The sequence below is a fragment of the Alteribacillus bidgolensis genome, assembly GCF_002886255.1.
Taxonomy (GTDB): Bacteria; Bacillota; Bacilli; order Bacillales; family Marinococcaceae; genus Alteribacillus; species Alteribacillus bidgolensis.
On the sequence record NZ_KZ614149.1, the window covers coordinates 2,400,184 to 2,424,729 of the forward strand.

The following is a 24,546-nucleotide window of genomic DNA, read 5'->3' on the forward strand; positions in this document are numbered from 1 at the left end:
TATAATAGAGCCAAAAAATGAAAAAAACTGCCCCATAAGCCATTTGATAAACGACTTATAGGACAGTCTGTTTTTTCTAAAAATCTACATATTTACGAGGGTTCACAGAATTTGATTTTGCTCCATTCCAAGGTCCTTCGTGTACTTCGAAGTGAAGGTGAGGTCCTTGAGATGCTCCGGTATTTCCCATGATTCCGATGGTATCTCCTTTAGAAACACTTTCTCCAGAAGAGACACTTGTTGAAGACATATGAGCATACAGGGTTGTAATTTGTTTGCCGTCTATACGGTGAGAAATTAGGACGGTATTACCGTAGCCGTTCATATATTTGGCCTGAACAACGGTTCCATCGGCAGCAGCCACAATCGGAACGTTTGAGCGGCCGCCTTGTCCGATATCCGTACCATGATGCATTCTGCCCCAGCGCGGTCCATACTCGGAAGTGACAGAACCAGTAGCAGGTCTCATCAATTCTCCACTGGCGTTGACTGACGGTACATCATCGCTTGGGCTGGCATTTGAGCTTCCACCGCTTGAGCCGGAAGATGATTTTTGTTGTTCTTTTTGACGTTTTTCATAAGCTTCTAGTTCTTGTTTAGCAGCTTCTTCTTGCTTTTTAAGCAGTGCTTCTTCATCTTCAAGGGAAAGAAGTGCTTCTTCTAACAGTTCCTCTTCTTCTTCAAGGTCGCCTAGAATATCATTTTTATCTTCTCTTTGCCCTTCCAGTTTTTCTTTTAAGTCCTCTAATTCTTCCAAACTATCTTCTAGAGATGCAAGCTCCTTTTCTACTTCTTCTTTTGCTTCTTCTAACTCTTCTTGATCCTTAATGTGCGCTTCTAAAATTTCTCTATCCTGTTCAGCAATAGTATTTAGCGCAGAAACACGGTCAATAAAATCTCCGAAGCTTTTTGCACCCATAAGTACTTCTAAGTAATCAACAGAACCGCCATTTTGGTACATTGCACGAACTCGATCTTTTAATAGTTCATCCCGTTCCGCAATCCGTTTTTCTAGCTCTTTAATGCGCTCCCGAAGCTCATCGATTCGCTCTTCCGTTTCTTCTATTTCCCCTTCTTTTTCCGAGATTTTTTCATTTGTCTCGGTCATTTCCCCATCAAGCTCTCTAATTTCCTTTTCTACTTCTTTTATATCATCCTCAAGTTCTTCCATTTCTTTTTTCGTTTCTCCGGATTCTGCTTCATTGCTGTTTCTTTTTTCTTCTAAATCGCTTAGTTTCTGACGCAGTTCTGAACTGGCATTCGCTGTATTTTCTGCATTGATATATGTAAAGCCTGCAGCAATAATAGCAAATGCTAGTAAACTCCTAACTAATTGTTTCCTCATCCCCAGGTGTCCTCCTCTATATGTTTCCCCTTCCAATACATTTAAACTTTTAAAAATTTACGAACGGAAGTAAGACTTCCCCAAACGCCGACGAGCGCTCCGATCCCAAGTAGAACAAGCGTCACCTGCAAGGTCAGAGGATAAACCGGCAAAAGCTCTGCAAAATTTAACCGCAAACGACCGGCGAAATTATCATAAAGGTAGTGATAGCCTGCCATTACAGCCGCAACTGGCACAATGGCTCCCAGCACACCGAGCAACAGACCTTCAAGAAAGAAAGGCCAGCGGATAAATCCATTCGTGGCGCCTACTAGTTTCATAATCTGAATTTCTTTCTGTCTAGCTACAATTGTAAGCTTAATAGTGTTCGATATCAAGAACATAGCTGTGAACATAAGCCCTAAGACGAGGACAATCCCTATCGTCCTCAATACGTTCGTGACATTAAACAACTGCTCCACAACTTGTTCTCCGTAATCAACCCTGTCTATATGAGGCAGTTTCTCCGCTTCTGAAGCAACTTGCTCAGTTAGCTGCGGTTCATCCGCTTGTATAATAAAGGCATCATTTAAGGGGTTTTCATCACGCAAAGACTCAAAAGCTGCTCTATCTTCTTCGCCAAGACTTTCTATTAACTCATCAAGACCTTCATCTTTTCCTAAGTATGTAATACTTTCTACGTGATCTATTTGGCTAAGCCCTTCTTCTAATTCCTTTTGTTCCTCTTCGGATGCGGTTAAATCAACATACACTCGAACTTCAACATCTTCTTCTACAGTCGACATAAAATGGTTCATGTTTAGAATAAGAATCAAAAAAACACCAACAACCATTAACATAATGGTCACTGCACTAATCGATGCAAAACTCATCCAGCCATTCCGCCCGAGATTTTTCATGCCTTCTTTTCCGTGACGTACAAGAGTTCTACCTTTCATAACCGTAGTCCCCCCTCATCTCATCACGAACAATGCGGCCGGATTCTATCGCGATCACCCGTTTTTTTATCGTGTTTACAATTTCGCGATTATGGGTAGCCATAAGTACAGTTGTCCCTCTGCGATTAATGTTTTCGAGAATATCCATGATCTCCCATGACGTATCTGGATCGAGGTTGCCAGTTGGCTCGTCCGCTATTACTACCCGCGGATTATTTACAATGGCCCGAGCAATGGAAACTCTTTGCTGTTCGCCCCCTGATAATTCATCGGGCAAAAAACGAGCTTTATTTTTAAGCTTAACGATATCAAGCACTTCCATCACACGTTTTCGTAATACATCGCGCTGTTCTTCAATAACTTCAAGCGCAAATGCTACATTTTCAAAAACGGATAGTTTGGGAAGCAGTTTGAAATCCTGAAAAACAACGCCTATATTGCGGCGTAAATACGGAACATGCTTCTCTTTAAGAGTAGTAAGGTCAGCGCCGTTGATTACAATGCTGCCTTGAGATGGCTTTTCTTCCCTGTATATCATCCTTATAAAAGTAGATTTCCCTGCTCCACTAGGGCCTACAACGTAAACGAATTCTCCTTTTTCAATAAAAATGTCGATATTATTCAAAGCGTTCACACCATTTGAATAGGTTTTCGACACATCTATCATTTCTATCATACTCATCACTTCCTGAAGCAAACAATTTCTAAGGGGCAGATGAACAGAGCTGCTTGTCCGCTGCTTGCTGAGTTTTTACATACGAAAAGAGACTTGACAGAATCAAGCATGTTATAAGTCTTGCTGTCATTTAAACAAAATTTGTAGAAAAAAGGAAAGAAACATATTTTTATGTCATCTTCCACCAACACATTATATCATCTTTCAAACTGAAAAAATGCCAAAAAAGTATTACATTTTTATTTCAAAATGAACGAGAAAAAAATAGATTAGGGAAAAATCCTTTGAAATAAGGGGGGTGAGAATAGAAAAGATCTGTAATATGAATAGTGGGAAAGGGAAAATAACTAGGTAAAAAGACTCATTTTAAGATTGATACAGGACCGAGGTAACCCGGCCCCTTCTTCATTATTGCTCTGCAACCCAAGCTGCAACGTTTTCAGCTTCTTCGCCTTCAATAATGTTGGACGGCATACCACCTCCGCCATTTTCAATCATTTCGAGCACTTCTTCCTGAGAATGGCCTCCTGGAAGTTCTGGACCGTTCATGCCTTCTAGATTTTCACCATGGCATTGGGCACAGTTTGCTTGATAGCTTTCTTCAGCAGCTGCTTCATCAAACGTTTCGCCGCCGCCTTCATCCCCGCCAGATTCACCAGTGTCTTCTTCACCGCCGCCACAGGCGCCGAGGATAAGTACAGCACTTCCCGCGACCGCCATCAGAAATTTTTTCATGGTGTCACCCTCCTACAATAAATATAATGATGAACATTCTTCCAATTTCGCTTACTTATTATACCCTACTGCTTCTTTTTTAAAACCCTCACCAAGAACTTCTGCAGCATTGGTAACAACGACGAAAGCTTCGGTATCAACGGATTGAACTAATTGTTTCAATTTAGTGACTTCGTTTCGATTTACTACACACATTAATACCTGCCGCGGATTACTTGTGTATCCTCCGCGCCCATCTAATTTCGTCACTCCGCGATCTATTTTCGTTAAAATTAAATCAAGCACTTCTTTTTCTTGGTCCGTAATGATTAAAGCAATTTTTGCATAACCTACACCCGTTTGAATAATATCAATCGTTTTTCCCGTTACAAATAGACCGATCAAAGCGTATAGAGCGAACTCGAGACTAAATACAAACGCAGACGTTGCGACAATTAGTCCATCCATAACAACCACACAAGCTCCAAGAGAAATGCCTGAATATTTATTTATAATTTGAGCGGCAAGGTCTGTCCCTCCGGTAGAGGCATGAGCGCGAAAAACGAGCCCGAGTCCAATTCCTACACCGATCCCTCCAAATAGAGCACCAAGCAGAGGGTCTTCTACTGCAGGCTGGACGTTTCTTGTTAAGTAAACGATAAACGGAAGAAATAATGTGCCTACTAATGTTTTTCCGCCATATTTCCAGCCGCCTAAAAGAAAAATACCAGTGGCAAACAGAGGAATATTTAACGACCAGAGGGTAACAGCAGGTTCAATGCCAGTTACCTCAAAGATAATAGTTGCAAAGCCGCTTAACCCTCCTGACGCTATACGATTTGGCAGTAAAAATAAATTATAAGATACAGCTACAATGGCAGACCCTAAGAAGATAAGTATTGTATTGATTGCAACCTGAAGGTTTCGCGGCATTGGCTGCCGCCGTCTATCCCATTTCCACAACCCGCATACCTCCTGCTGTCAGAAACATGATGCGTTTATTATAGAAGCTCCTGTTTCAGCAGTTAAAACCGCTGCTTCCCGTAATAGTTTGTACTCCTTAATAAGCTTTTACTAAACCGCCTTCGACAAGCAATGTCTGTCCGGTAACATATGTATTTGCCCCAGAACCAAGAAACACCACCTGCTTTGCAAATTCTTCCGGTGTACCATAACGTCCAGCAGGAATAGATGCTTCTAGTTCTGTTCTTATTTCTTTAAATGATTTGCCAGTACGCTCTGCTTTTTTTTCATCCAGCTTCTTTGTCCGGTCGGTTGCGATTCTTCCAGGTCCTACTGTATTAATCAGCACCCTATCCGGCGCAAGCTCTCTCGCTAAACTTTTAGATAAACCCGCGATTCCCATGCGAAAGGTATTAGAAAGGATTAAATGATCGATCGGCTCTTTTAAAGAGGCTGATGCAATATTCACGATACGCCCTTCGTTCTTTTTCAATTCAGGAAGCGCTCCACGGATAGCACGAATAAAACTAAACAACGTCAACTCAAAGGCTTGCTGCCAATCACTGTCTTTCATATCAATAAATGTCCCAGCAGGAGGACCGCCGGCATTATTTACGAGCACGTCAATACGTCCCATTTTATCTTTTGCTTCTTCCATCAATGCTTCAATATCTTCTGCTTTTGAAACATCGCATGTTTTCCAATAAACCGGACTGTCGCTTTCGGTATGAATTTCTTTTGCCGCTTTTTCTAACGTGTCTTCACTGCGTCCAGAAAGCATTACTTTTGCACCTTCTAATGCAAACTGCCGGGCCGCTGCTTTGCCAAGACCTTTACTAGAAGCTAATACAACAACTGCTTTTCCTCTTAACTCAAGATCCATACGTTAAACCTCCTCCAGTTAGTGAAAGCATTTACAGCTCTATGTAAAAATGGAGCCGGCCCGGTTATGCAGGCCAGACTCTATCGTTCCCCTTTATGCCTTCATACTTGAACGCAAATATTCATCAATAAACGGATCTATATTACCGTCCATCACCGCAGACGTATTACCAATTTCATGATTGGTGCGGTGATCTTTAACCATATTATAAGGATGGAAAACGTAAGAACGGATTTGACTGCCCCAGCCAATCTCTTTTTGTTCTCCTCTAATTTCATTTATTTCTTTTTGCTGTTCTTCTATTTTCATTTGATATAGTTTAGCACTGAGCATTTTCATGGCCCGTTCTCTGTTTTTAATCTGAGAACGCTCGTTTTGGCATGTGACGACAGTATTAGTGGGAAGATGTGTAATCCGAACAGCTGAATCCGTTGTGTTTACGTGCTGCCCGCCGGCACCGCTTGAACGGTACGTATCAATCTTAAGATCTTCTGTGTTTATTTCGACTTCTACATCATCATCCATCTCAGGCATGACTTCGCAAGACACAAATGACGTATGACGGCGCCCGGAAGAGTCAAATGGTGAAATTCTGACAAGTCGGTGAACCCCTTTTTCTGCTTTTAAGTAACCATACGCATTGTGCCCTTTGATAAGAAGGGTCACACTTTTTACGCCCGCTTCATCTCCTGGCAAATAGTCTAATGTTTCGATGGAAAAACCTTTTTGGTCTGCCCAGCGTTTATACATACGCAATAGCATTTCCGCCCAGTCCTGTGATTCGGTACCGCCAGCACCTGGGTGAAGCTCTAAAATAGCGTTGTTTTTGTCATATGGTTCACTTAAGAGCATCTGCAGTTCAAATTCATTTAATTTTTGGTTCAACTCATTCACGCCGTCTTCGAGCTCTTTTTTTAATTCTTCGTCGTCTTCTTCTTTTACGAGCTCATATGAAACTTCTAAGTCGTCATACATAGTTGAGAGCTTTTTAAACCCATTTACACTCTCTTTCAAACCATTTGATTCATCGATGACTTTTTTTGAAAGCTCCGGATTATCCCAAAATCCAGGCTCCGTCATTTTTTCTTCGAGTTCAGCAATGCGTTCTTCTTTTTCAGAAAGGTCAAAGAGACCCCCTAAAGTCTGCTAAGCGCTTAGCCATATTAGAAAGTTCATTCCGTATCTCTGCCATATCCATAGTAGCTCACCTCGTGTAAAGTTAGAGTTTCTTACAGGTATTCGCAAAATGGTTCTGCAAACACCTCGGCCTGCAGATTAACGTCCGTCGTTTTTCTTAAAATACCAGCAGTATTGTGAAAAAAAGAGGAGGGGGCGCTATCCCCCTCGCATTTACGTTTTCTATTGTGCCGCTTCCTGCCGACCGTGGCAATGTTTATATTTTTTGCCGCTTCCGCACGGACAAGGCTGATTTCTTCCTACGTTTTCTGTTTTTCGAATCGGACGTTTTTTTGTGTTCTGACGTTCTGTATTGTTGCCGTGCACGGCTTTTCCTTCTGCTACTTCCTTACGCTCGAGGTTACTTCGCACTTGCGCTTTCATAACATACGTAGCAACTTCTTCTTCGATGGACTCAATCATTGCTTCAAACATATTAAATCCTTCGAATTTGTATTCACGGAGCGGATCATTTTGACCATATGCTCTTAAATGAATGCCCTGCCGGAGCTGGTCCATCTGATCAATATGATTCATCCACTTGCGGTCAACGGCGCGTAGCATAATTACTTTTTCAAATTCGCGCATCATTTCCGGTGTCATTTCTTCTTCTTTTTCATCATACCGAGCGTTGACTTTTTCTAAAACAAACTCTGTTATTTCTTCTGGTTCAAGTCCTGTGATTTCTTTTTCCGTAATGTCTTCTACTGTTAGCACTGTACCTTTCAAGTAATTCACAAGTGCTTCAAGGTCCCAGTCTTCCGGCACTGTATTTTCCGGAGTGTGCAAGGCGACCGCTCGTTCGATTACGGACTTAATCATGTTTTTCACAATTTTGCTGAGGTTATCAGACTCAAGCACTTCCATACGCTGTGCGTAAATGATATCACGCTGTTCACGCATCACATCGTCATACTGAAGGATTTGTTTACGGGCGTCAAAGTTGTGGCCTTCCACCCGTTTTTGAGCTTGCTCTACCGCGCGGCTGACGAGTTTGCTTTCGATCGGCTGATCTTCTTCCATCCCTAAACGCTCCATCATGCCGCGCATATTGTCGGAGCCAAACCGGCGCATCAGTTCATCTTCCATCGACAGATAAAACTGAGAAGCACCTGGGTCGCCCTGACGACCGGAACGACCACGAAGCTGGTTATCAATCCGGCGGCTTTCATGACGCTCTGTCCCGATCACATAAAGACCGCCAAGCTCTGTTACACCATCACCAAGTTTAATGTCGGTTCCACGGCCGGCCATATTGGTGGCAATGGTAACCGCACCTTTTTGCCCGGCATCCTCAATAATTTTTGCTTCGTTTTCATGGTTTTTTGCATTTAATACGTTATGAGGCACCTTCCGTTTTTTCAACATTCTAGAGACAAGTTCCGAGGTGTCCACGCTCACCGTACCAACAAGTACCGGCTGTCCTGACTTGTACAATTCTTCAATTTTTTCAGCTACCGCTTTGAATTTACCTTCTCGGGATTTATAAATCATATCCGGCTTGTCATCACGAATAATCGGTTTATTCGTTGGGATGGCTGTTACGTTCATTCCATAAATATTGCGGAATTCCTCTTCTTCCGTTTTGGCTGTACCTGTCATCCCGGCTAGCTTTTGATACATACGGAAATAGTTCTGGAACGTGATGGATGCAAGTGTCATGCTTTCTTTTTGCACCTGCAAGCCTTCTTTTGCTTCTATTGCCTGGTGCAGACCGTCGCTGTAACGGCGGCCTTTCATCAAACGGCCGGTAAACTGGTCAACGATGACCACTTGTCCTTCATCTATAACATAATCACTGTCTCGATGCATGGTAATGTGAGCTTTTAACGCCTGATTGATATGGTGAATCAACTGTACATGTTTTTGGTCAAACAAGTTTTCGATTTGAAAGGCCTGCTCTGCTTTGTTGACACCTTCTTCTGTAAGCTGTACATTTTTCGTTCTCTCATCATAAGTATAATCCTCGTCCAGCTTAAGGCGGCGAACAAAGGCATCCGCAGCCATATATAATTTGGTAGACTGTTCTACCGACCCTGAAATAATAAGCGGAGTTCGCGCTTCGTCAACTAAAATGGAGTCCACTTCATCGACAACCGCAAAATGAAGCGGGCGCTGTACCATTTTTTCTTTATACAACACCATGTTGTCGCGCAAATAATCAAATCCAAACTCATTATTCGTACCGTACGTAATGTCTGCCAAATAAGCCTCGTGTTTTTCTTCTTTCGTCATTCCTTTTTGGTTCAATCCGACGGTAAGACCTAGAAAACGGTAAAGTTCCCCCATCGTTTCACTGTCACGTCCAGCAAGGTAATCATTCACGGTTACAACGTGAACCCCTTTTCCAGTTATGGCATTGAGATATACTGGCATGGTTGCAACTAAGGTTTTCCCTTCCCCTGTTTTCATCTCGGCAATGTCGCCATCATGAAGAACAATCGCACCCAACAGCTGAACACGGAACGGTGTTAAACCGAGCACACGGGTGGATGCTTCCCGTACAACAGCAAACGCTTCTGGGAGCATTTTTTCTAAAGACTCTCCGTTGGCATAACGTTCTTTAAATTCTTCGGTTTTTGCTTGCAGCCCATCATCGGAAAGTTTTTTCATATCATCAGCGTAATTTTCGATCTCATCTACGGTTTTTTGAAGTTTTTTTACGCTTCGCTGATTCGTATCACCGATTACTTTTTTTAGTAAACCGATCATGACGCTATCATCGTCCTCTCTTTTCCTTCTAACGGAATATATCATCGAAAAGCACAGTTGCTCTCATGCATGATTCATATAGCACTTTTCATAATAGGAAGGTTCTACAATCTAGAGTTTGTCCCTTCCCAGTATATGGAGAATCTTTTCACACTTATTCATCATTTTATCAGTTTCCGTGTATCCTTACAACGGGGAGGAAAGCCGGACAAACGGAAGAGGCTGCCTCTAAAAGAGACAGCCTCGTTCTTTATCTAGATGGCAAATGCCATTCTTATATTCTTTATTCAGGACAGCTTTTATATTGCTGTCAGCATGTACGTGTTAAACGTTTATTATTCCGGCTCAATTAAACCGTAACGTCCATCTCTTCTTCGATAAACTACGTTTGTATCACCATTCACAGCATTGGAAAATACGAAAAAAGTATGTCCTAACATATCCATCTGTAAAATAGCTTCTTCTGTATCCATCGGTTTTAAATTAAAACGCTTTGTACGTACGATTTCATAATCATCGACTTCGCTTTCCGGGAATTCTTGGTTAGAAAATTCTCCGTTAACGAGTTCTTGATTTAAATCTTCAATATTATCTTTAAACATGTATTTTACACTGCCGTCCTGACGGAACTTGCGGTTCACTTTTGTTTTATGCTTGCGGATCTGCCGTTCAAGTTTTTCAACGACAAGATCGATGGCGGCATACATATCTGCGTGTGTTTCTTCTGCTCGAAGTAAGAGCTGAGGCATCGGAACAGTAACCTCAATAATGTGTTCGCTGTTTTGGACCTGCATTTTCACATGCACTTCAGCCACCGGCGTGGTATCAAAATAACGTTCTAGCTTGCTCACTTTCTTTTCCACGTAATTCTTAAGTGCCGGAGTTACCTCTAGGTTTTCACCTCGAATATTGTAATTCATCAAGTAAACTCCTCCTTTCGATTACTACTACATATTCTATATTCACTTTAAGACTCCTTCTTCAAACTGAAAAATCGTCTAAAAAAATCGAAAAAATGAAAAGAAAATGAAAAATTTGTCGAATTAACATTACTTTTGACATGAAAAAGCCCGCTTCATAGCTGAAAACGGACCTTCTTTTATAGAGGGGCCTGCTCCCTGGATGAAGCAGGTTAATATTTTATAGTTTGTTTACATTTGCAGCCTGTGGGCCGCGCGCACCTTCCACAATATCAAACTCAACATCCTGACCTTCTTCAAGCGATTTGAAGCCTTCTGCGTTAATGGCGGAGTAATGAACAAATACATCATCTCCATCTTCTCGCTCGATAAAACCAAAACCTTTTTCATTATTAAACCATTTTACTTTTCCTTGCATGTTCCACATTCCTTTCGAAAGTTATGCGCGGGTATTCCCACTTTTTTACTATAGCAGATGAACAAGTAAGCAGTCAATAAAATTTCAAACTATTTGCACACTTTTATGTGCTAAAAATAATATTACTCCGTAATGAGGTACGGCACCTGAATGTTGTTGTGGTGCTGGGTTTCAGAGCGGTTTTTTTATTGACAAAATGGTCTATCTTTTCTTAGGTAATCGTTCAGACAGTTTCCTTATTCCAGGCCTATGAATCCTTTCTTGGTTACCATTCTTCTCAACAACATTTTCGGGCTCGTACAATCCATAGCAAATTTATGCAGATTGCCTAAATATAAAAATAATGGAGCTGTCCCATACATCAGATTCAGGCATTCGCAACTGGAATAGATTCGCTTTTTGCGGACGGCGGTGCAGCCCCCTCGTGAGCATAAACCGCTCACTGCAGGGGATTTACACTACCCTCTTTCCCGCAAGAGTCTCGCATATTCCAGCTGCTGGATGACCATCATACCCTTAACTAACTTTTGAGACATCTCCATTGTTTTTACTTTAAACGCCCATAGAAATATATTTTGTTTCAAGAAATGGTTCAATTCCTTCACTGCCGCCTTCTCGCCCGATACCGCTTTGCTTCCAGCCTCCAAACGGTGCTTGAGGGGCAGATGGGACGCCGTCATTCCAGCCGACAATACCATATTCCAGTCCTTCCGCTACTTTCATTCCGCGGCTCAAGTTTTCTGTGAAGAAGTAAGACGCTAGACCATACGGAGAAGAATTCGCAAGACGTACGCCTTCTTCGTCACTAGAAATTTTCTGTACTGGTGCAACCGGACCGAACGTTTCTTCTTCCATAATCACCATTTCATGTGTGATGTTTTTCAGCACTGTTGGTTTATAGAAGTAAGCACCGTTTTCTTCAAAGCCTTCCCCGCCGCAGACAAGCTCAGCTCCTTTGTCGAGCGCATCTTTTACGTGACGGTCCACTTTTTCATAGCCGCCCTGGTTAATAAGCGGCCCGATATCGACGCTGTCTTCAAAGCCATCACCGACATTCAGTTGTTCTGCTTCTGTCTTAAATTTCTCGATGAATTCGTCATAAATGCCTTCCTGTACATATATACGGTTGCCGCATACGCACGTTTGCCCGGCATTTCGGAACTTCGAAGCGATCGAACCTTGAACAGCTTTATCTACGTCCGCGTCATCTAATACGATAACTGGGGCATGTCCGCCTAATTCAAGGGACAGCTTTTTAATTTGTTCGGAACCTTGTTTCATTAATAAGCGGCCAACTTCCGTGGACCCTGTGAAGGTAATTTTCCGAACCGCTTCATTTTCCATCAACTCTCCGCCGATTTCAGAAGCTTCCTGCCCGGATACTAAGTTGAATACCCCTTTCGGAAGACCTGCTTCTTCACAGATTTCTGCAAATTTGACTGCCGAAAACGGGGTGTCTTCTCCCGGCTTTAATACGACCGTACATCCAGAAGCAAGAGCCGGTGCTACTTTTCGGGTTATCATGGCTTGCGGAAAGTTCCACGGAGTGATCGCGCCAACAACACCAACAGGCTGCTGAATCACCATCATCCGTTTTTCCGCAGAGCTGGCTGGAACTGTTTTTCCATAGACACGTTTTCCTTCTTCTGCGAACCATTCCAGAAACGAAGCGGCATATTGTACTTCCCCTTTCGCCTCTTGAAGCGGTTTCCCCATTTCTTCGGTAATTAATTCACCGAGCTCATCTTTTTTCTCCATCATTAAACGATACATTTCTTTTAAATAACCTGCGCGTTCCTGAGCAGTCAATGCTGACCAGCTTTTAAAGGCGTCTTCTGCTGCTTCGACTGCCTCTTTCGTCTCTTTTTTCCCACCGTCAGCGGCCGTTCCTATTTTTTCCCCATTTGCAGGGTTAATGACAGGAAAGGTACCTTTTTCTGCTGTTTTCCATTCTCCATTTATATACAATCTAGTGTCCATATTGCTATCTCTCCTTTTTTATACGATTAGAAAAATTCAGTTTGCCACCGATTCCTTATGGCGGAAGTCGTAGTTTTGCTTATACTTTGAGCCTTTAACAAAGTTAAATACTCCTAAAGTATAAGAAAGGCTAAAGCTTCAACGTGCAGGACGAACTTCCACATGACGTGGTAACTTCTACTTTGCACTCTCGTCGTCAAAAACGCTACGTCCTGTGCGTTGACGTGTGCGTTTTTAGTGGAAGTTCCTTTACCCAGGAAGTTTCCTTTATTCATAGCGGTAAGCCAAGTTTTTCTAAAACCTAGGTACACATTTTCATTTTCCTATACCCGAAATGCACGTTATGTATGCTTTAAATTTTTTTATTTATTACAGTAATTCAATGTTTGGCACCTTTATCCCTACAAAAATTTAATTTTCTGTCTGCAAAAATTCAATTTCTGTAAACATATAGACCCCAAAATTAAATTTTCTACACTTTAAATTATTTCAGCTTTATGTACAATGAAAGTAGGACAAAAAAGAAATACATATTTGCTTCATTAACAACGTCCCAGTTCCTTCCTTATTACTTAATCCCCTATACTTCAACAGCGTTCCAGCTCTCCGCTTTCCGCTGCTTGAACCGCCCGCTTCCTTAAAAAGCCGGTTCAAAAACTTTCAGGATCTGATCTTGTTTATCAGATCCTGCTTTCTTATTGTTTCTGCTCATTTCCCGTATATCCTTTTCCCTGCTCTACCCAAGCTACCATACATGTGATACTATTTTAATGATAGCCTTCACACAGAGGAGGATGAACCCATGGCTCAAATCCGTAAGGGACTGCTTCTTATTATGCTGACTGTATTTACCTCAGCGTGTATGTCAGAAGCAGAAACGGATGAAAACGGCAACGTTACCGAACCTCCGGAACCAGAAGAACCGCCAGAGCAAGAAGAATCCATCGATTCTGCTGAAGTCCTCGATAATGCCATAGATAGTATGGAAGATTTAGAGAATTATGCGATAGATACAAATATGAATCAAGACATCCAGTTTAATAAAGAAGGATACTTAAAAAATAAATATCGTTCCCACACCATTGTTAACCTTGACCCTATAGGCTACCATGAATCCTCTACGATTAAAACAACCGAAGAAAATGGTGAAAGTGACACGTCAACCGATGTTGTCGCATTAGAACGTTTTTTTACAGAGGAAGGATATTATATTTTTGATTCAAATGACGGGCGTTGGGTAAAATTCCCTGATGAATTCACCGAAGACATTCAATCCTATGATGAATCCTTTGAAAAACCCGCCCACACCCTTGAATTAATAGAAGCGTATACGGATGAAATTCATATTAGCGAAGGTGATCAGCATTATAGACTCACTTTTTCCGGAGAAAATGAGCAGCTTCAGCAGATTGCTTTGGAAATGATGCGAATGGTCAATACCGACTTTTCCGAAATGATGGAAGATATGATGTATATGACTGAAATGGAAGATCTTGAGTTTGAATTGTTGATCGACAAGGAAACATATTATGCTAAAACACTGCGAATGGATATGAATATGAATATGAACAGTGAAGAAGGAAAGTCTTATAACTCTACTCATACTGTTGTCGCAAGGTATAGTGAGTTTAATGAAGCAAAAGAAGTCTCCATTCCGGACGATGTTCTTGATAATGCGGAAGAAATGGAGCTTGAAGAATTCAGCGGTTTTAATGAAATGGAAGAATTTGATACAATCGAAGGCATAAAAATTGAAGAATTTTATGAGGACGAAGATGAGGAAAATGAAGAGGAAGACGGGGAAGAAATTGAAATTGATTTAAACGAATTTCTTAGTAATGAGGACGCCGAGGACGAATCATAAGGGAAAGCTAGAAATCTAAGAAAATACCACTAACTATTAGAAAAACTGGCTTACAGCCAAATCCCAATGGCGGAAGTCGTAGGTTTACTTATAGTTAGATCCTTCAATCATAAACTCTCCTAAATTATTGGAAAAATGGAGCTTGGGATAATCCCGGCTCTTTTTTCGTTTTATCAAAGAAATAAGGCACATTAAATGGTTGTTATTATTGCCGGTCCTGCCTTTCTGATTCACCTCCCACACTTTGCACTAGCAGCTTCCACCGCTGAAACGCAGGCATTAGATCAGAAGCCACAAAACGAAGACGTTCATTAGAAGTGTCACATGATGATATGGATTTGGCATTCTTCACCTTTTCGTGAAAATGCTGCATTTCCTCTGCCATTTCTACTTTTTCAGCAAACAAATAGCGCATCGTTATATTATCCGAAGAAAAAGGAGCAAATCCTTCCATCATTTGCACGAGCAGCCGATCACCATTTTCGACATGCTCTTCCCGGTAAAAATACGCCACAGAAGAAAGGCCTTCTTCAACTGTATGTAACCATTCTTTGTATCTCTCTAAAAAAACACGTTCCGCTTCGCGTAAGCGCTGAGACATCGTAACTTCTCCTTTCATCACAATGGCAGGTGGTTTGATCTTAGCATGTTTGTGCTTTTTTTGTATAGAAGCTGGACAAGGTCTTTTTGGAGGGTCTGGCACGGGGGCATGAGGCATGCTGTGTTCTTTTTTTTATGAGCTGTTTGTATGATTTATGATCGTATTGGTTCGGGTTTATGGTCGACTTTGTCTTGGATTTGCATATCTTTTTGATTATTGTGTGTTGATTGGAGATAGTTTTGCTCCAATTCCAGTTTTACTGCTGTTTCATTATGGAGGGCTTGGCCCTCGATTGGATGGCGCTGCTTTCTTTGATTTTTGAGCAGCTGCTCCCTATTTATAGCCACTTTGTCCTGAGCTTTGCTGATCTTCTCGGTTTATGTGCTCTCGTTTAAGTTGGATTTGCTCCAGTCCGACTTTTATCACTTACTCCATTATCGACGTTGACCCCAAGGCTGTTTTCTATGATTTATGAGCAGCTTCTCTCTACTTATGATCCACTTTGCCTGAGATTTGCTGACCTTTCCGGTTTATGTGCTCTCATTTAAGATGGATTTTCTCCTGCTTTACTTTTAGCGCTGCTTCCTTTAGCGGATTGACTCTGACCCTCATACTTGATTACTTTCTGAACTCCTCCCATTTATAATTTGCGCTTCTTTTTGCTATGGATTCATTCTTCGTCTATTTTTTATAGGGAACTGACATCAAACATAGAACGAGCGATTTTCTTGCTTTATGAGCAACTTCTTCAAATAAATGCTCCACTTACTTTGAATATGCTTCCCTTTCCGATTTTTGTGATCCATTTTGAGCGTTAATTGTTCCAGCCCTGCCTTTACCGCTCTCTTTGTCAGGACAGGTATTATGATCATCATCTTTTTCATGTAACCATTCACTTCCTTTATTGAGCCAACAAAAAAGCAGCCTAGTTTAAGGCTGCTTTGATTCAATTCTTTTTATCAAAAAACACACCGTCTACGGTAGGGCCGTTGTATGGTCTTTCATAGAGCTTGCTGGATTCCTTCTTTTTCTTTAATTGCTGCATATCTAAGCGCATTGCTCCTTTGGATGCTTCCATCTTCTGCTGGATGTCTGCATTCATCTTAACCATGGCACGGCCTAGTTTTTGTTCGGCCTCATTAAAGTCTGTTTTCTGCGTCATTTCATCCAAAAGCTTCGCGCGCTTTTGCAAATAGTTTTCCAGTTCTTCTACGTAACGATCACGGTCGTCGAGTTCTGTGGGGAGGTCATTGGAAACATGTTCGTGCAAGGCCTTGGTTACAAGAAAAAGTTCTTTGACCAAAGCCATGTTATGCTTGATCTCCTTCCCCAAAGCGCTGCTGCCGATCTAATTTTATCGTTTCTTTCCACGTATCACGAAACTCCTTAACCAACCCGCGTGCTTCCGTAAGCGCCTCTTTATCATTATTAATATTAGCGTCCACTAATCGGCGGTGGATAAAATCGTACAACCGAAACATATTTTGTCCGATTTCGGAATCAGTCTTTAACGTTACCATTAATTCACGGATAATGTCCTGCGCTCGGATAATAAATTTATTTTTGCTTTCCATATCTTTTGCATCCATTGATTTGCCAGCTTTATCGATAAATTTAAGGCATCCGTTATAAAGTAAGAGAGTCAAATCACCACGCGAAACGGTTTGAATAGCATTTTGTTGATAGGCATTGGTCGATGCCGGTTTGGTGTTTTGCGTTTGCAAACCTGAGCTGGCAGGAGCTGCTGTGCCTTCAGCGCTAACTGACGGCGTATACGTCTGTTCTTTATTGGCTGAAGCTGTTTTTTTATAGGCTTCGGCTTGTTTCATATTTTTTTGATAAACAGCTTGCGCATTTTGAAATGCCATAAATATTCAATCCTCCTGTTAATCTGCATTCCATGTTACAGTTTAAAAACGACCTGCGCTTCCGAACACCTGTGTGTAAAAATAACTGGATTGTTCGTTTGCGCGTGCGATTGCTTGTTCCATAGCAGTAAATTGACACCAGTAGCGATCTTCTGTCTCGAAAAGGCGCCGTTCAAAATTAGTAATTTGGTCGTCGATGTTGTTTATATTTCTTCCGAGGGTAAATTGATGGTTTTGTATTTTGCCTTTTAACCCGCCCGCTCGTTCAGCCAATGATTCTATTGCACTGTAAAGCGTGCCGCAAAGTCTTCTAGCTATCCCCTGCTCCCACGAGTGTCCCCATCAGCTGCAAACAGTTCATAGACACTTTCTGCATCGTTTTCAGTCGCTTCACGCAGCTTCGTTTCATCTATCTCCAGTCCCCCCGGAAAGCTGGAAATTGTGCGATCGTTTTTAATTAACCCGCTTTTTGTTTTTCTTCCCAGAGTTCAATTTCCCGGTTCGTCATTGCTTGTTTTTGTTCATCGGTAAGTGGCGGATAATCGCGGTGGCATTCTTCCCCTAATTTTTCGTTAATGGTATCCAGCATATCGTTTTATTCATCGACAAATCCTGTAATAGTATCATAAATAGAATCTGTGTCGACAGAGGAACGAATAGAAACCGTTCCTTCTGATGCTGTAAAGGTCCCTTCAAGGTCATGGTCATACCGTTTACGGTAAATGAATTACTCGTTCGCTCAGTTTCTAAACCATTTAGGGTAAACTTGTCATTTTGTCCGACTTGAAATCCAAGGTATGTAAAATTGCCGTTTTCATCGGTCTGACCGACTACTTTTCCATCTACGGTAATCGATTCATTGGCTGGATTACACCTGTGGTATCCTTTAGTATTCCCTCTTCTAATGTCCAATTAAATTCCGTCTCGTCTCCATTCGGATCCGTAATAAGTAGATTTCCATCTGCATTAGTGCCAGCGCTAGAATGAGTTATTCCTAAGGCACCGGTAAATAATGAACCTTCGAAAACCATCTCTTCTCCATCGGTATTAAAATTTCCGGCTTCTGTGCGGTTGAAAGAAAGTTTACCGGAAAAGTCATCGTAAAAAGCACTAACTTCAATCGAAGAGCGGTTAATGTCCTGCATGAGCTTGTCCATCTATTGGCTGCTTTGAACAAAAAAACGATCTTTTATGGCTTCTCCCTGTTCGTCAAAGGTCGTCAAGCCGCCGCTCATATACTGCTGAGTGTACGTCACCTTAACCGGTCCTTCTGTTTCTGCACCTAATCGAATTTTTCCAGTTTCCGTGTCGACATAAGCCTGATCCGCTGTCAATTCCGCACCGGAATCCGTTATAATATCGAGCGGATGGCCTCCATCTATAGTAATCGTCATTGCATTAGCGTCAATTGCTCCTTTTTTCAGTTGAAAGCTATCTTTCGCTTCCGAGGGCGTAAACGTTTCAGAAGCGTCTTTTGTAAAATATTGAACAGAAATGTCTGAATCAGCGGCGAGCGCTTCGAAAAATACAAAGTCGATTTTGTCATTTTCTGTAGAAAAACTGACGTGTACTTTATTATCTTCTACAGGTGTGTCATCAGTTACTACGTCATACAGCTTGCCATTTACTTTGACCACCATATCTTCTGCAGCCGTATCCAGCAGATTTTCTTTTTCAATAGAAAATGTCTGCTGCCGTTCATCTAACGTGATCGTTTCCTTCTCCACTATCCCTGCTTTCCAGTTATCTGCGCCTTCCCACTCTTGTGATGCCAGACTTTTCGAAGAATCAAAGTCAGAAGAGCCAATGCGGCTGCTGCTCGTTTGTGAAGCGGCTTGAGCAAGCTGCTTCACTTCTTAAATTTGGCAGGAAGCATTTCCAGCTGTGGAAGACGTCTCTGCTGTAATTCGGCTTTCATCAGTGGAGGAAGCAGAACGCGCTCCCATATTCGCCCGACGCATGACCGTGTCAAAAATATTATTTCGAAACTCGTCAAACAAACGGTTTATGCTGCGGTATTCTTCCATTTGCCACTCTAATGTAAGACGTTTCTGCACCATTTTATCCACGGGAACGCGCTCAGCCCTCACCAAATCTTTCACCATTTGATCAATATCCATACCAGACGCCATACCCGAAATCCTCATCGAATGTACGCCTCTTCCCTCTATATTTAATTGTCATTTTTTAATCAAGAAACTTCTTGTAGTTTATATCGGCTTATCAGCGGTTTTATTTAGAAAATAGTTGGAAGATAGACAAGAAAAGCGAAGTGCCCTTGTCAGCCTCGACAGGTAAATGTTCTCCAGGCAATAAAGGCGCTCTTACTTCCACAGGATGTGGTGACTTCTGCGTTGCACACAGGACGTGTGCGTTTTAGCAGAAGGTTCCTAAGGATGTTCGACTAAAAACGCCACGTCCTGTGACAACGTCGAACTGGCTTGCACAGGATGTGCTGACTTTTGCGGTGCGAACACGATGTTCGCGATTTTAGCAAAAGTTCCTTAAACCGCCACGGGCCTCCGAGAGGCTGGGCGCTGAAGCTGAACATGGAAAACGTCCAACTTTCTTTTCTAACTTCTAAGAAAAACTTGGCTTACCGCCAAGTCCAAATGGCGGGCTTATACTTTGATCCGTAAACATTTCTAAAATAAAACAAAAAACTTCTCTCAAGTGAATTCACTCGAGAGAAGCGAAGAGAAGGTATATATTTTATTTTAAAAGGTTTTGAAAATGGGAGGTCGTTTCTTTCACGGCTTCGTCAAGCTGCGGTGTCGTTTCGGTTAAAGGATGTCCAGCGTTAAACGTGTGATTGGCACCCTGAATAAGAGCTAGAGAATGCCTGGAAGACGTTTTCTCCATTTTGTCCGCTCCTTTAACGAGCCACTCGCCATCAGCGTCCCCTTGTACGATACGAACGGGAGCTTTTAACGCTTCTAAATGGGTCAATAAGTGAAAACGATCTTTATTCGTTTCCATATCATCTAAAATATCTGCCTTTAACGGCATGTTTTGATTGGTGCGCTGGTTTGCAATATAACCGACGCCGTTTTCGCGTATATCTTTTTTGAGATCGTCCCCAAAAAAGTCAACATCTGAGACACCATTCCACGTTACCACGGCTTTTGCTTCTTCAGGATGCTCGGCTGCAAACAGAATCGCATTAGCCCCGCCGCGGCTGTGGCCAAGCACTCCGATTTGGTTAAGGTCAAACTGTTTTGAAAAAGGCAGCTTTTCCTCTTTCATGTGCTCAAACAAAACAGCCAAATCTGCTTGTTCTCGCGAATATGTATTCACCGCGAATTTATCAAGCTCATCAAAATCTTTCTCGTTCACTCCGCTATGCGAGAAATTAAAACGAACCGCATAAAAACCAGCGTTCGCTAATTCATCCGCGAGATAAGGAAAGAAATTCCAGTCTTTAAATCCTTTAAAACCGTGGCAGATAATGACCACAGGCTTTTTCGAACGTTCCTTCGGTGCATGAACGTTTCCTCGAAGATGTAAATCATTTTCCATGGAAATAGTGAATGGTTGATTTTCTATGGTACCAGAAGACATACTTATCCCCTCCTAGTCTGCATGTTATCATAAATTTTCTGAATAATGAAATCAGAAGCAGATAAGTGTTTTTTTGAAAAACCATTTTGTGCTTACTTCATAAAAAACCAGGGGTATCCCCCTGGTTTTTTAGGCGTGATATTTTTTTATTGGTCTTGCCGATAAGATATTTTTAGGGAACGAAAACCGTGTTGGGCGTGGCACCATACCAACACTTCTTTTTTATTCATTCGATGTACTGTCACCGTGCGCTGGCTGAGCCTGCCGTCTTTTGCTTCATATATTGATTCGATTGGTCTCCCACTTTCTAATGCTCTTTTTAACACACCTTCCATGGGATCCCTCCATTCTTTACACGAACGTTTGTTCTTTATCAAATGAAGTTGAATTTGATAAAAAACAGGGCACACTCTTATTTAAGAAGCGCACCCTGCTGCAGCCATATTCACTTTTTGTTCTAATCTGTCTTTTGGCGCTGTTTTATATCTTTTTTGCGGCGTAACAGCTGTTGAAATTCTTGTTCTAATACTTCCGAAGGCGTGATACTTAATCGGCTTAATACATCAGCAATCTTCATTTCTACCTTAAGTAATTCATCTTCCAGCGGGTCTTGGTCTTTTATTAGCTCATCATTTAGATAAGCTCGATAAGAACCATCAAATGAAACGATACGATTGCTATTAATGGCAAAAATCCTTGTAGCTGTATTTTCTAGAAAGCGCCTGTCATGCGATACAAACAAAACCGTTCCGGAATAATCGTTAAGAAGAGACTCCAATGCTTCTATTGCCTCGATATCCAAATAATTAGTTGGTTCATCCAGAATAAGTACATTTGCATTGCTGACAAATAACGCAGCAAACGCTGCTTTTACCCGCTCGCCGCCGCTAAGGACACGAACAGGTTTAAACACATCGTCCCGAAAAAAACCTAGGCGGGCAAGTACTGTTCGTATCATCGTTTGATCTTGAACAGAATGACGGCGTACGTTTTCTAAAATGGAATCGTCTCCTTCTAATACATCAAGCATTTGACTGAAATAGCCAAAAGAGACGGACGGAGAAATATGAATTCCATCCGCTTCCTCCAAAATAATGCGTAAAAACGTGGTCTTTCCGCTGCCATTTGGACCAATGAGAGCTACTTTATCGCCAGCGGTAACAGTGAAGTCTGCCCCTTCCCATAACAATTGATTCCCTGCAGTTCCGGATACCTTCTCCCCGCGTATAATAGTGCGATTCTTAAGTGACTCTTCTTGTGCTACTTGCATTTTGATGGACGGAAGTTCTTTTATTTTTTCGACCTTATCCAGCTGTTTGATCCGGGTTTGAATGGATTTGACACCCTGGTTTAACTTCTTCTGTTTTTTCGCAAAATACGGTTTAGCCCCGGTGATTTTCGCCTCAGAACTTGAAGTGTTCATCGGCTTCTTTACCGCTCGCTGTGCCTTCTGTTCTTTCTGCTGCATTGCTTCCTCAAGCTGTTTTTTCTTGTGAATATATTTCTCGTATTCTTTTTCACGATGTTTACGGGCAGCTTGTTTTCGCTGCTCATAATCTGTGTAATTCCCTGAATATACACGAACCTGCCCGTTGTCTATTTCCCATATTTGATTACAAAGAGCATCCAAAAAAGCACGATCATGAGATACCACTACCATAGCTTCCTGGTGCCGCTGTAATCGATGCTCCAATTTTTCCATGTTCTCCATATCCAGATGAGTAGTGGGTTCATCAGCAAGCAGTACCTCAGGCTCTTGTAACAGGGTTTCTCGGTTTATAATTTGGGAAATCTCCCCTCCGCTTTTCTGCCCTATTTGAGGTTTCAGCTGCGGAAGAAGTGCCACAGAAACGTGCTTTGAAACGGTGCCCGAAGCCGCTTCTTTTTCTCCAGCAATTATCTCAAGCAGCGATGTTTTCCCCGAACCGTTACGGCCCACTAGTCCAATGCAGTCTCCTTGGTGAATGCTTATATTACTTATTTCAAATAACGTTCGATCTTTCACATCAATCCGGATGTCTTGCAAGTCGATCAATACCAATTCAATCATCCCCATTTCTTTTTAAGGATGGAGACTATTTGATTGTCCTTTAGCAAAGTTAAACTTTCCCAAAAAATAAAAATAGCCTCCTATTCATAGACATACGTTCAGAATAGGAGGCACACCTATACAATAGGGGTGAATGTGCTTGTTACACCAATCCTATTCCGAACGTTGATGAATGCCATGCATAAGAAACCATTAAATAGAAGGTTTTTGTCATGAGTCATTCATTTGTTCTAAAAAAATAGGATTAGTACTTCATGAGCCTACAATTCACCCTCTTTCATTTTGCTGTATATGGAAGTGCTGGCTGACAAGTCATTAAAATTGACCCCATTCCATATTTTCCAAACCGTTAACCTGTACCTTATTATATGAGATCATTAACGATTTTTTGTTTAACTGCGTACATAAGTAAAAATGAACTGTTTCTCCCGTAAAAAAAGATATGATCCCTAATATTAAAAAATATAAACTATACAACTAATTATTCATTATTACTCCAGCTCTCCTTACGATTCGTTTAGCATACAAACTCCAATCACAATACCAATTATTTAAAATCCCCCTAACTTTTACAATTAATTATTACTAGAGACGAATCAAAGCATATTTGAGAGTTGTCTCTTTTTGACATGAAAATAATATCTAACATGTCAACAGAAAAACACTCGACGATTCCCCTTCTAAATGAATCGGCTGAAGATCATGAACCGTAATGAAGCACATAAAATGTAATGAAACCAGCGGGAGGTGCTTGCATTGATTCATACGGTTAAACCCGGTGAAACACTGACTCAGATATCAAGGGATTACCGCACGCCATTAACTGCAATCATTAGTGCGAACCCAATGATTAATCCAAATGTCATATATCCTGGTCAATCTATTATGATCCCAGGGTTTCCCGACCCCCACACCCTTCCATATCAGATTGAAGTATCCATCAATAATCGCTGGCTGCGGTTACTAAGAGATGGTGTCCTGCAAAAACAGTATCCCATCGCGGTGGGAAGAATACTGTTTGAAACACCTATAGGGAATTTTATCGTCATTAACAAAGCCCCTGATCCTGGAGGACCTTTTGGTACAATGTGGATGAGTTTATCAAAACAGCATTACGGAATCCACGGAACAAATGACCCAAGTTCCATTGGTCAAGCGGTATCAAGAGGATGTATTCGAATGTATAATCAAGACGTGGAGGAACTAGCAAGTATTATACCAATAGGAACACCGGTTTCTATACATCCATAATATTAATAGCTGCATGTGTCGAACAGTTACATGTTAGACTGTCGGGTTTAGAAGTGTATGGAATACTAACGCTGCTTTTGTTTGCCTTTGTAAATAAGGATCAACGCTAAAACAACGATGAATCCAACAAGACAAACGAAAATAAGAATTGTTAAATATCCATCATAGATCCCCTTTTTTGTTTTCGCCACTCTTCAAAACTATAAGTTTAAAAATATTATAATAAATAATATAGAACATCTTACTCCAAACTTAATCTTTCTCTCAAAGCCAAATAGAAGTTGACACGTAATAAATAACCAGGAAGTATAAACTTCATCTTCCGTCTAGTATTTAAATTTCACCTCTTATAAAAGGAGAGAAGCTGTGCAAGCAGATCAAATAAAAACGATCCAAAACATCAGGAAAGTGCTGCATTCGTTTAGGATCGCGTTCTTTTTTGGCAGGTTAAAAAAATGAAAACAAGGAATAAAGACAAAACAGGAAAAAACATAATCCAAACCAAACAACATCACCCACATATACAATACCAGCGCTCTCATAAAGGTTACGTAATAGTTTTTCAGCTAAGAAAATCAGTATTTCCACAAAAGTGATAGCATACATTTTCCAAGTAACCATTTTAT

The 24,546-nt window shown here is 41.4% G+C and carries 25 protein-coding genes; 2 read left to right on the forward strand and 23 right to left on the reverse strand.

Translation table 11 applies throughout. From position 1 onward, the window contains the following. Positions 1-76: 76 nt before the first annotated feature. The 11 genes from CEF16_RS12000 to CEF16_RS12050 all read right to left on the reverse strand — a co-directional run bounded on the left by CEF16_RS12000 (position 77) and on the right by CEF16_RS12050 (position 12,725). On the reverse strand, positions 77-1,345 hold the full coding sequence (locus CEF16_RS12000; protein WP_091580980.1) for a murein hydrolase activator EnvC family protein: 1,269 nt from the start codon (positions 1,343-1,345) through the stop codon (positions 77-79). Between the two features lie 41 nt (positions 1,346-1,386). Further along, a complete protein-coding gene (gene ftsX / locus CEF16_RS12005) occupies positions 1,387-2,283 on the reverse strand; it encodes a permease-like cell division protein FtsX (RefSeq protein ID WP_091580977.1) in 897 nt (298 codons plus the stop codon). Beyond that, positions 2,273-2,959, reverse strand: coding sequence for a cell division ATP-binding protein FtsE (ftsE, locus tag CEF16_RS12010; RefSeq protein ID WP_091580975.1), 687 nt, complete (start codon positions 2,957-2,959; stop codon positions 2,273-2,275). Before ftsE ends, ftsX begins: the two co-directional genes overlap by 11 nt. Before the next feature lie 408 nt (positions 2,960-3,367). Continuing rightward, positions 3,368-3,694, reverse strand: a complete 327-nt coding sequence (locus CEF16_RS12015) for a c-type cytochrome (protein WP_091580972.1) — start codon at positions 3,692-3,694, stop codon at positions 3,368-3,370. A 51-nt stretch (positions 3,695-3,745) separates the two neighbouring features. Next, a complete protein-coding gene (locus tag CEF16_RS12020; RefSeq protein WP_091582049.1) occupies positions 3,746-4,606 on the reverse strand; it encodes a YitT family protein in 861 nt (286 codons plus the stop codon). A 127-nt stretch (positions 4,607-4,733) separates the two neighbouring features. Beyond that, positions 4,734-5,519: an SDR family oxidoreductase gene (locus tag CEF16_RS12025; RefSeq protein ID WP_091580970.1), complete on the reverse strand. Its 786-nt coding sequence runs from the start codon at positions 5,517-5,519 to the stop codon at positions 4,734-4,736. A 93-nt stretch (positions 5,520-5,612) separates the two neighbouring features. Then, positions 5,613-6,717, reverse strand: a protein-coding gene (gene prfB / locus CEF16_RS12030; RefSeq protein ID WP_096241747.1) for a peptide chain release factor 2 whose coding sequence is annotated in 2 segments (ribosomal slippage) — positions 5,613-6,644 and positions 6,646-6,717 — 1,104 coding nt in all. Because the reading frame shifts where the segments join, the coding sequence is not laid out codon by codon here. A 161-nt stretch (positions 6,718-6,878) separates the two neighbouring features. Then, positions 6,879-9,407, reverse strand: coding sequence for a preprotein translocase subunit SecA (gene secA / locus CEF16_RS12035; RefSeq protein ID WP_091580964.1), 2,529 nt, complete (start codon positions 9,405-9,407; stop codon positions 6,879-6,881). A 335-nt stretch (positions 9,408-9,742) separates the two neighbouring features. Then, complete coding sequence (hpf, locus tag CEF16_RS12040) at positions 9,743-10,327, reverse strand: ribosome hibernation-promoting factor, HPF/YfiA family (protein WP_091580961.1); 585 nt, start codon at positions 10,325-10,327, stop codon at positions 9,743-9,745. A gap of 220 nt (positions 10,328-10,547) precedes the next feature. Then, entirely contained in the window at positions 10,548-10,745 is a 198-nt protein-coding gene (locus CEF16_RS12045) for a cold shock domain-containing protein (protein ID WP_091580959.1), read from the reverse strand. A gap of 552 nt (positions 10,746-11,297) precedes the next feature. Then, positions 11,298-12,725, reverse strand: coding sequence for an NAD-dependent succinate-semialdehyde dehydrogenase (locus CEF16_RS12050; RefSeq protein ID WP_091580956.1), 1,428 nt, complete (start codon positions 12,723-12,725; stop codon positions 11,298-11,300). Between the two features lie 802 nt (positions 12,726-13,527). Between CEF16_RS12050 and CEF16_RS12060 the strand changes: the two genes are divergently transcribed. After that, a complete protein-coding gene (locus CEF16_RS12060; protein ID WP_091580952.1) occupies positions 13,528-14,589 on the forward strand; it encodes a DUF6612 family protein in 1,062 nt (353 codons plus the stop codon). Between the two features lie 205 nt (positions 14,590-14,794). Here the strand turns inward: CEF16_RS12060 and CEF16_RS12065 are convergent, their stop codons facing one another. The 12 genes from CEF16_RS12065 to abc-f form a co-directional block, all read right to left on the reverse strand. Beyond that, positions 14,795-15,190, reverse strand: a complete 396-nt coding sequence (locus CEF16_RS12065; RefSeq protein ID WP_139185897.1) for a DUF8042 domain-containing protein — start codon at positions 15,188-15,190, stop codon at positions 14,795-14,797. A 152-nt stretch (positions 15,191-15,342) separates the two neighbouring features. Further along, a complete protein-coding gene (locus CEF16_RS12070; protein ID WP_091580946.1) occupies positions 15,343-15,537 on the reverse strand; it encodes a hypothetical protein in 195 nt (64 codons plus the stop codon). Positions 15,538-16,136: 599 nt separating this feature from the next. After that, positions 16,137-16,499 carry a flagellar protein FliT gene (fliT, locus tag CEF16_RS12080; RefSeq protein ID WP_091580941.1) on the reverse strand — a complete coding sequence of 121 codons (363 nt, stop codon included), beginning with the start codon at positions 16,497-16,499 and terminating at the stop codon, positions 16,137-16,139. 1 nt (position 16,500) lies between these two features. Continuing rightward, positions 16,501-17,058: a flagellar export chaperone FliS gene (gene fliS / locus CEF16_RS12085; protein WP_342750472.1), complete on the reverse strand. Its 558-nt coding sequence runs from the start codon at positions 17,056-17,058 to the stop codon at positions 16,501-16,503. 42 nt (positions 17,059-17,100) lie between these two features. Further along, positions 17,101-17,376: a flagellar filament capping protein FliD gene (fliD, locus tag CEF16_RS12090; RefSeq protein WP_091580937.1), complete on the reverse strand. Its 276-nt coding sequence runs from the start codon at positions 17,374-17,376 to the stop codon at positions 17,101-17,103. 139 nt (positions 17,377-17,515) lie between these two features. Then, complete coding sequence (locus CEF16_RS24875; protein WP_281259169.1) at positions 17,516-17,647, reverse strand: hypothetical protein; 132 nt, start codon at positions 17,645-17,647, stop codon at positions 17,516-17,518. A 253-nt stretch (positions 17,648-17,900) separates the two neighbouring features. After that, positions 17,901-18,203, reverse strand: a complete 303-nt coding sequence (locus CEF16_RS12095; RefSeq protein ID WP_141395265.1) for a hypothetical protein — start codon at positions 18,201-18,203, stop codon at positions 17,901-17,903. Between the two features lie 12 nt (positions 18,204-18,215). Further along, the gene (locus tag CEF16_RS12100) at positions 18,216-18,911 is read right to left on the reverse strand and encodes a hypothetical protein (protein ID WP_091580932.1); all 696 of its coding nucleotides are present in this window, start codon (positions 18,909-18,911) and stop codon (positions 18,216-18,218) included. A gap of 3 nt (positions 18,912-18,914) precedes the next feature. Next, entirely contained in the window at positions 18,915-19,205 is a 291-nt protein-coding gene (locus CEF16_RS12105; protein ID WP_091580929.1) for a flagellar cap protein FliD N-terminal domain-containing protein, read from the reverse strand. A 565-nt stretch (positions 19,206-19,770) separates the two neighbouring features. Then, positions 19,771-20,619 carry an alpha/beta hydrolase family protein gene (locus tag CEF16_RS12110; protein ID WP_091580926.1) on the reverse strand — a complete coding sequence of 283 codons (849 nt, stop codon included), beginning with the start codon at positions 20,617-20,619 and terminating at the stop codon, positions 19,771-19,773. Positions 20,620-20,765: 146 nt separating this feature from the next. Then, positions 20,766-20,954, reverse strand: coding sequence for a hypothetical protein (locus CEF16_RS12115; protein ID WP_091580924.1), 189 nt, complete (start codon positions 20,952-20,954; stop codon positions 20,766-20,768). A 122-nt stretch (positions 20,955-21,076) separates the two neighbouring features. Then, positions 21,077-22,669: a ribosomal protection-like ABC-F family protein gene (gene abc-f / locus CEF16_RS12120; protein ID WP_091580921.1), complete on the reverse strand. Its 1,593-nt coding sequence runs from the start codon at positions 22,667-22,669 to the stop codon at positions 21,077-21,079. 756 nt (positions 22,670-23,425) lie between these two features. Between abc-f and CEF16_RS12125 the strand changes: the two genes are divergently transcribed. Beyond that, a complete protein-coding gene (locus CEF16_RS12125; protein WP_091580919.1) occupies positions 23,426-23,920 on the forward strand; it encodes a L,D-transpeptidase family protein in 495 nt (164 codons plus the stop codon). Positions 23,921-24,546 lie beyond the last annotated feature (626 nt).